The organism is Blastomonas sp. CCH1-A6 (assembly GCF_001556365.1).
GTDB classification, from domain to species: Bacteria; Pseudomonadota; Alphaproteobacteria; order Sphingomonadales; family Sphingomonadaceae; genus Blastomonas; species Blastomonas ursincola.
Map to the genome: position 1 here is coordinate 1 of NZ_LSIS01000345.1, position 6,870 is coordinate 6,870.

The 6,870-nt window shown below is 56.3% G+C and carries 5 protein-coding genes; all 5 read left to right on the plus strand.

Annotated features, from left to right (window positions below; genetic code table 11):
* Nucleotides 1–355 (plus strand): hypothetical protein (locus AX735_RS26445; protein WP_446471832.1); only part of this gene is annotated, 355 nt, incomplete at its 5' end.
* 538 nt (nucleotides 356–893) lie between these two features.
* The gene (locus tag AX735_RS16530; protein WP_066282483.1) at nucleotides 894–1,529 is read left to right on the plus strand and encodes an Ig-like domain-containing protein; all 636 of its coding nucleotides are present in this window, start codon (nucleotides 894–896) and stop codon (nucleotides 1,527–1,529) included.
* The gene (locus AX735_RS16535; RefSeq protein WP_156447529.1) at nucleotides 1,520–3,649 is read left to right on the plus strand and encodes a hypothetical protein; all 2,130 of its coding nucleotides are present in this window, start codon (nucleotides 1,520–1,522) and stop codon (nucleotides 3,647–3,649) included. Before AX735_RS16530 ends, AX735_RS16535 begins: the two co-directional genes overlap by 10 nt.
* Nucleotides 3,640–6,330 carry an RHS repeat-associated core domain-containing protein gene (locus tag AX735_RS24475; protein ID WP_082751169.1) on the plus strand — a complete coding sequence of 897 codons (2,691 nt, stop codon included), beginning with the start codon at nucleotides 3,640–3,642 and terminating at the stop codon, nucleotides 6,328–6,330. The genes AX735_RS16535 and AX735_RS24475 overlap by 10 nt, the downstream gene beginning before the upstream one ends.
* Nucleotides 6,330–6,791, plus strand: a complete 462-nt coding sequence (locus tag AX735_RS25275; RefSeq protein WP_137775982.1) for a hypothetical protein — start codon at nucleotides 6,330–6,332, stop codon at nucleotides 6,789–6,791. The genes AX735_RS24475 and AX735_RS25275 overlap by 1 nt, the downstream gene beginning before the upstream one ends.
* The last annotated feature ends 79 nt before the right edge of the window (nucleotides 6,792–6,870 follow it).

The following is a 6,870-nucleotide window of genomic DNA, read 5'->3' on the forward strand; positions in this document are numbered from 1 at the left end:
AGCAGCACCTAAATCTCCACCGAAAATTACACCACGAGCGCGGACGCTAACCCAACCGGCTCATGGCGCAACTCGATATCGATGCACGGATCGATTACCGCTCGCTGGTAGCATAGGCATCGAACTGGAACTGCAGTCGAAGATCGGCGCAGCAGCCTCGCGCAAGGCAGACGAATGGCTTTCGCATGTGCCGCTCGTAGAGAATGTCAATATCGCGCGCTCAAATGGCGAGAAGATCATCGTCGATCCCAACGTAGCCCTCAGCGCGATCACGCATCGGCAGGCCTGGCTCGCCACGCACGACCTTGCGATGCTCGCGCACTGGCACAGCGCCGATCCGGAGCAGATCAATTAGGACCGCCAGTATAGCAGTGCCAGGAGCATGGCTTTCAATCAGGGCACTGAACCAAAACAACGCAGTTAAATCCAAACCTGATGTTTTGGTTCGAGGTGGCTTGTAGGTCCTGTGGTGCTTCTGTCGCTCAAGCGAATCACAAATAGTATCCTCATTTCGGGGGTTTTTTCTAGCGGGCGCAGTGGTCCGGCGGGAGTCAGACCAATTTTTCTTGAATGTGAGGCGGTGGTGAGAGTGGCGTCTAGGGATTGCTCGCCCCGATTTTGAACATGGCGCTTGGAAAACAGGACCAACATGCAAATGGTGGATCGGTGGAAAGTGTCACTTCGAGTGAAATAAAGCTTTCAAATAAGGTGGTGCGCATCGCGAAGCGTAAGCTGAGGCTGTTTTCATGAAAGTAGTCTGTGCCTCCAAAACGGATGTTTTTGGATATAGACGCCCATCCCAATTTGTGGTGGACCTTCGTCAAGAGTGATTCGCAAATAATAGTCTTCGTTTTGAAGGCATTTCGTCGCTGGAACCAAGTATTCCGGCCGAAATGGCGTTCGCGCGCGAGAGAGGGGGCAATGTGCTGAAAAAGGGCTTGGGTCTTGGGCTCGCGAGCATGCTGGTTGCAGGCGTGCCAGCACAAAGCCAGACGAGCGACGCGGTGACATACACCTATGACGCGCTGGGGCGGCTGGTGCAGACCTCGCATAGCGGGACTGTCAACAATGGGGTCAACTCCACATACAGCTATGACCCGGCAAGCAACCGGACAAATGTAACGGTCACCGGCGCGGCTGGTACATTGGGAGAGCCCAGCGGCGGGACGGATCCTGGAGGCGGCCCACCCCCTGGCGGTGGTGGAAATCCTGGCGGTGGTGGCAGCAACCAGCCGCCGGTGGCGCAGAATGACAATGGCGGAACCGTTGCTCTGTGTTCCTACAAATCCGTCAATGTGATCGCCAACGACACCGATCCTGAAGGTCATTATCCGCTAACGCTGGTTGGAATCCAGGGAGTCTCGCCGTCCAGCCGAGGCGAGGCAGGTGTTGAGTCATCGACCAATGTCGGGTTCACGTCCTATGGTTCCAGCGGCAGTGTTCAGGTGACCTATGTCGTCCAGGACAGCCAGGGAGCGACATCCACAGGCGTGCTCACGCTAAATGTTGCAGGTGGCGGATGCTGGTAATGATCAGCGAGCCGCCCTTCTGCGCGGCGACATCTGGGCTGCGCCATTCTCAAACGAAAACCAGTTTCTCACAATACCGAGGGGGCTACTCAATGGCGTCTGCGGCGATACAATCTTGCATACTGCTTTGCGCAAGATGGGCACATTCTCTTTCTGCGACGACAGCGAGCCTGGGGCTGTTTGCGCTATTCTCGCTGGTTTCTTCGGGGCCTGTTCTTGCTCAGACGCCAACGGATGCGAGGGCGCAGTATCTGGAGCAGTACACTGAGAGTCCCGGAGGCGTGAACATGCAAACCGGGTGGTACTCGCTCAGCGTCACCGATCTGGCGATCGGCGACCTGACGCTGACGAGGGGATGGGGCGGCAAGGTTGCTGGTTTCCCGATCAGTCAGAATCCTTCCGGGCAGGATCGTAGCTGGACCTTCTCTGTTAATGGCGGAGCAGACAGAGATCTCTTCGACGATCGGCGGGTCCATGTGGTCGTAGACGGTCAAAAATACAGCTTTGGGATGTTGAGTATCGGTGCTTACAACCCGAAGAACAGAACGACCAACGGTACATCTCTCCGCCACATTGCCAATGATCGGTTGCTTTTCATCGACAAGGCGGGCGGCCAGCATGTCTTCTTCAAGCCTGCCGGGCTTGCGCAGCCATCCAGTGGGCCGCAGAGATATCGGATCGAAACTTCGACCCGTCCGGATGGCACCGTCCACAGCTACAGCTACCGTTCTGATGCGCTGCTGCAGGAAGTAAGGAGCACGCGCGGATACGCCATCCATCTCGATTATGATGGCTATGGAAGAGTTACCAAGGCGTGCGGATATAACCTGGCCAATAGCCCGGTTTCTCCTGCGGCGGCTTGCAGCGGCGAAGCGATAGCAGTCTCATATGGATATGGCGGTCAGGGGCTTGCCAGCGTCACTGATGCTATGGGTGTGACGGTCCAGATCAGCTATAAATCGACGGGTTATGGGGAACCAGTCATCGGCTGCGTGACGGTGCCGGGGTCCGGGACCTGTGCGGTTGAGAACTTCTACGGCGAAACTCGTAACTGCCTTTACGCGCCGCACCCTTGTTCAGCGCTGACCAAACCCGATCAGGTCACCAAGCAGATCATGGCTGATGGTGCCGTCTGGCAATATGCTTTCAACCCCGAAGCAAGCCCTGTCTATGAACCGACGCCGCCCGGTGAGCCTCGGCGAAGCGATTCCGTCATGGTCGAGCCGGATGGCGGCTCCTGGAGCTTCACTTATGATCGCGGCCTGCTCGCAGAAGTCGTTGCACCGGGCCTGCTGGTGACGAACTACAAATACGGGCAATCCAGCGCTCAGATATCCACCATCCCCCCCGTGTATATCGATATGCGAGATCCCAATCCCTCGCTGGTCACAACGCCAGGAGGCGACCGGATTTTTCGCTACTGGGGCTTGCGCGGCAACCTGTGGATGCGGTCCAACTGGCCGGTTGGAACGGGCAACAATGTCACGCTGAACAACGGGTCGAACATGTTCTTTTCCGACCCGAACAAGGAATTCTGCTGCATCAATATGGGCCTGCCCAACAACCCGGCGGGTTCGACTGTGTGGATCCAGGGTTTTCTCGATGACTACAGCCATTTTGGCGGTCCCTGGCCGACCGGTTGCGGCACCGGTGATGCAGATGCCAAGCTTTGCAGCAAGCCACTGAGGGTGATCGACGAGCGCGGGAACCAGACCGACTATACCTACGATCCGGCCCATGGCGGCGTGTTGACCGAAACCGGTCCCGCCCCCGTGCCCGGCGGTCCGCGCCCGCAGAAGCGCTATAGCTATGTCCAGCGTCAGGCCTGGTTGCATACCGGCGGAGGTTATGCGCCAACGGGGCAACCCGTCTGGCTGCTCGCGTCCGAAAGCATCTGCCGTACGACGGCATCCACTGGCAGCGGATGCGCGGGCGGTCCGTCCGACGAGGTTGTCACGACCTATGAATATGGTCCGGACCAGGGGCCGAACAATCTTCTGGTGCGCGGTGTTGCGGTGACGGCGGACGGCCAGACGTTGCGCACTTGCTACACCTATGACGCGCTCGGTCGGAAGACGAGCGAAACTCCTCCTGCTGCGGGGTTTGCGACATGTCCGTGAAGATGAATGGGGGCAGCGTGACGCTGCAGACACTCGGGCTGGCCCGTATGCTGGCATTGGGGCTCGCATCATTGGCTTTGCCGGGGCTGGCCCATGCCCAGGCATCCCAGCCTAGCGCTTACACCAAGTCCGTCCGTTACGACGCGCTGGGCCGGGTAACCGGAACGATCTCTGCCGATCCCGATGGTCCGGGCGGTGCTCCGATGCAGGCGGTGCGCACGACCTATGACGTGCGCGGCAATGCAGTGCTGGTGGAAAGCGGCGAGCTCTCGACCTGGCAGGGCGATTCCGTCGCGCCGGCGTCGTGGAGCGGGTTTGTCGTGCGGCGTCAGGTCTATGCCGATTATGACATCATGAACCGCAAGACGCGCGAATGGGTCGTCGGCGATGGCGCAACGCATTCGATGACGCAGTTCAGCTATGACGTTACCGGCCAGCTGATCTGCACGGCGGTGCGCATGAACCCGGCGACGTACGGGGCGCTCCCCGGCAGTGCCTGCGATCATGCGAGCGCCGGCGGCTTTGGACCGGACCGGATCACGCGCAACGTCTATGATGTCGCGGGCCGCCTGGTGCAGGTTCGCAAGGCTGTGGGGACGCCGCTGGAGCAGGCCGAAGTCACCTACACCTATACGCCCAATGGCCAGAAGCAGGACATCATCGATGCCAATGGCAACCGCGCGCAGATGCGGTACGACTCGCTGAGCCGGTTGGAGCGATGGGTGTTCTCGTGGCCGACAAGGCGGGCAGGCTATAATCCGGCAACGCCCGAAAGTGCGCTGGACAGCGCAGGCTGGCTCAACGAGAATGACTACGAGGCCTATACCTATGATGCGACGGGCAACCGGACCAGCTTCCGCAAGCGCGACGGCTCGACGATCACCTATCAGTATGACGCGCTGAACCGCAATGTCGCCAAGATCGTGCCCGAGCGCGCTGGCCTGTCATCTGCCCATACGCGCGATGTCTATTATGGCTATGACCTGCGCGGGCTTCAGGTATTTGCGCGGTTTGATTCACCCTGGGGCGAGGGGATCGTCAATAGCTATGATGGTTTTGGCCGTCTTTCGGTAAGCACCAACACCATGGGCGGTGCATGGCGGTCGATAAGTCACCAGTATAATGCCAACGGTCAGCGTACGTTGCTGACCTATCCGGACAGTGTCAGTATCGTCACGGTCCGAGACGCCGCCGACCGGTTCTATTACAACTATACCTCGTCATGGGAGCCGCTGATCTATCAGACCTATGATGGCGTAAGCCGTCCGGCTGTGCTCTATCGCTGGGCGCAGGGCACCTGGGGGCCATATAGCCACCTGACCTATGACGGTGCTTCGCGCCCCAATGCCTATCAGCTGGCGTTCATGAATGGCGTCAACAATATCTGGACGGCCTACGCCTATAATCCGGCAAACCAGCTGACCTCCCGCTGGAGCAACTCCGACGCCTATGCCTTTACCGGCAATTGCACCACCACCGGTGGCTATTGCAACGTCAACCGTAATTACGCCACCAACGCGCTGAACCAGTATGTCACCGCTGGCCCCGCTGGCTTCAGCTATGACGGCAATGGCAATCTGACCGGGGATGGCGGCTCGAACTACAGCTATGACGTGGAGAACCGCCTCGTGGCGGCGTCGGGTGCGCGCAACGTCAGCCTGACCTATGATCCGCTGGGCCGTCTGTGGCAGGTGAGCGGCAACAGCGGGACCAGGCGGTTTGTCTATGATGGCGATGCGCTGGTCGCGGAATATGACCAATGGGGCAACATGCTCAAGCGCTATGTCCATGGCGAAGGCGCGGATACTCCGCTGGTGTGGTTCGAGGGCGCGGGGATCAGCGCTTCCGAACGCCGCTATCTGTTCACCAACCACCAGGGCTCGGTCACCGCGATTGCCGATGGCTGGGGCAACACCATGGCAATCAACCGCTATGACGAATATGGCATTCCCGGGAGCGGCAATATCGGGCGGTTCCAGTATACGGGCCAGGCCTGGCTTGAGGACCTTGGCATGTACCATTACAAGGCCCGCATCTACTCGCCAACACTGGGCCGGTTCCTGCAGACCGATCCGATTGGGTATGAGGACCAGATCAATCTCTACGCTTATGTCGGGAATGATCCGGTGAATATGCGCGATCCGACGGGAAAAAAAACGCTATACGTGCTACCCGATGGGTCTATGATAGTGGTGCAAACTTATCAAGTAAGCGCAAACAGTCCAATAAACATCTCGACTTCAACTCTAGAGTCTACTGCCAACTCGTTGCTGAGTGGAACAACTAATTCGGGTGAAAAAGTCTTTGTTAATTTATCAAATAGTTCAAATGATAACCCGATAATATTGACTGGAAACTCTTCGCTTGACGATACTGCTCGTGGATTTCAGAGATCGCAGATGGTAGATGGTGTTGGGGGGCGTGATATCCAGCTTGCGCCGAATGCAACACCCGAAACAGCTGCGCATGAGATTGGACATGGCTTGGGTGCGGTAGATAAATACAGCAACGTTTTTGATGATAACGGTGGGTTCTTGGGTACAAAAGCTAACGGAGGGCACGAAAACACCATTATGGGTGACCTGAGGGGGCCAGCAAACGCGACTCAAGTGGAAGAAATAATTCAAAGTCCTGACCGTGTTGTTAACTGTCCGCCTGGACCATTTTTGGGGTGTGAATAATGTTTACTGAGATTTTTATAATTTTGAGCATGTATTCAATAGGTAGCTCTGCTCCTCAACAAGAATGCCAAATAAAGACAAAGTCTTGGTGTATTTTAGCAAGCTCATTGTCTGTAGATTTAAAAACAGGTCCAAATTCCAAAAGAGTTTGGACACTTTATGGATCTTATTTAAAGGATAAGAAAATTTCCATATTTGAAAATACTGCGTGCCATCAACTTTCAGATAATAATCAATCTCGTTCTGAGGCTTTGGCGAGTTCGATTATTAATGGTGATGATATATATTCTATTAGGTGGTCGTTAAACAAAAGTTCTACATGTGACGTTATAATTGAAATACCAGCATTGAGAGGCAGAAAAGATGAGGTTGCGTATGAGGCTATTACATTGTTGCTAAAGTCATGTTTGGATGATATATGTAGCGGGCCTAATTTATTGTCGGCTAAAGCCGTTTTATAGAATTTTGAATTACAAGAGATCACGGAATTACGGTGACAGTGCGCTAAATTGACATTGTGGGGCGGCAGTGCAAGGCTGC

Coding starts and splice junctions, on each gene's coding strand:
- AX735_RS25275 (WP_137775982.1), top strand. CDS start 6,330: ATGTTTACTGAGATTTTTATAATTTTGAGCATGTATTCAATAGGTAGC.
- AX735_RS16530 (WP_066282483.1), top strand. CDS start 894: ATGGCGTTCGCGCGCGAGAGAGGGGGCAATGTGCTGAAAAAGGGCTTG.
- AX735_RS24475 (WP_082751169.1), top strand. CDS start 3,640: ATGTCCGTGAAGATGAATGGGGGCAGCGTGACGCTGCAGACACTCGGG.
- AX735_RS16535 (WP_156447529.1), top strand. CDS start 1,520: ATGCTGGTAATGATCAGCGAGCCGCCCTTCTGCGCGGCGACATCTGGG.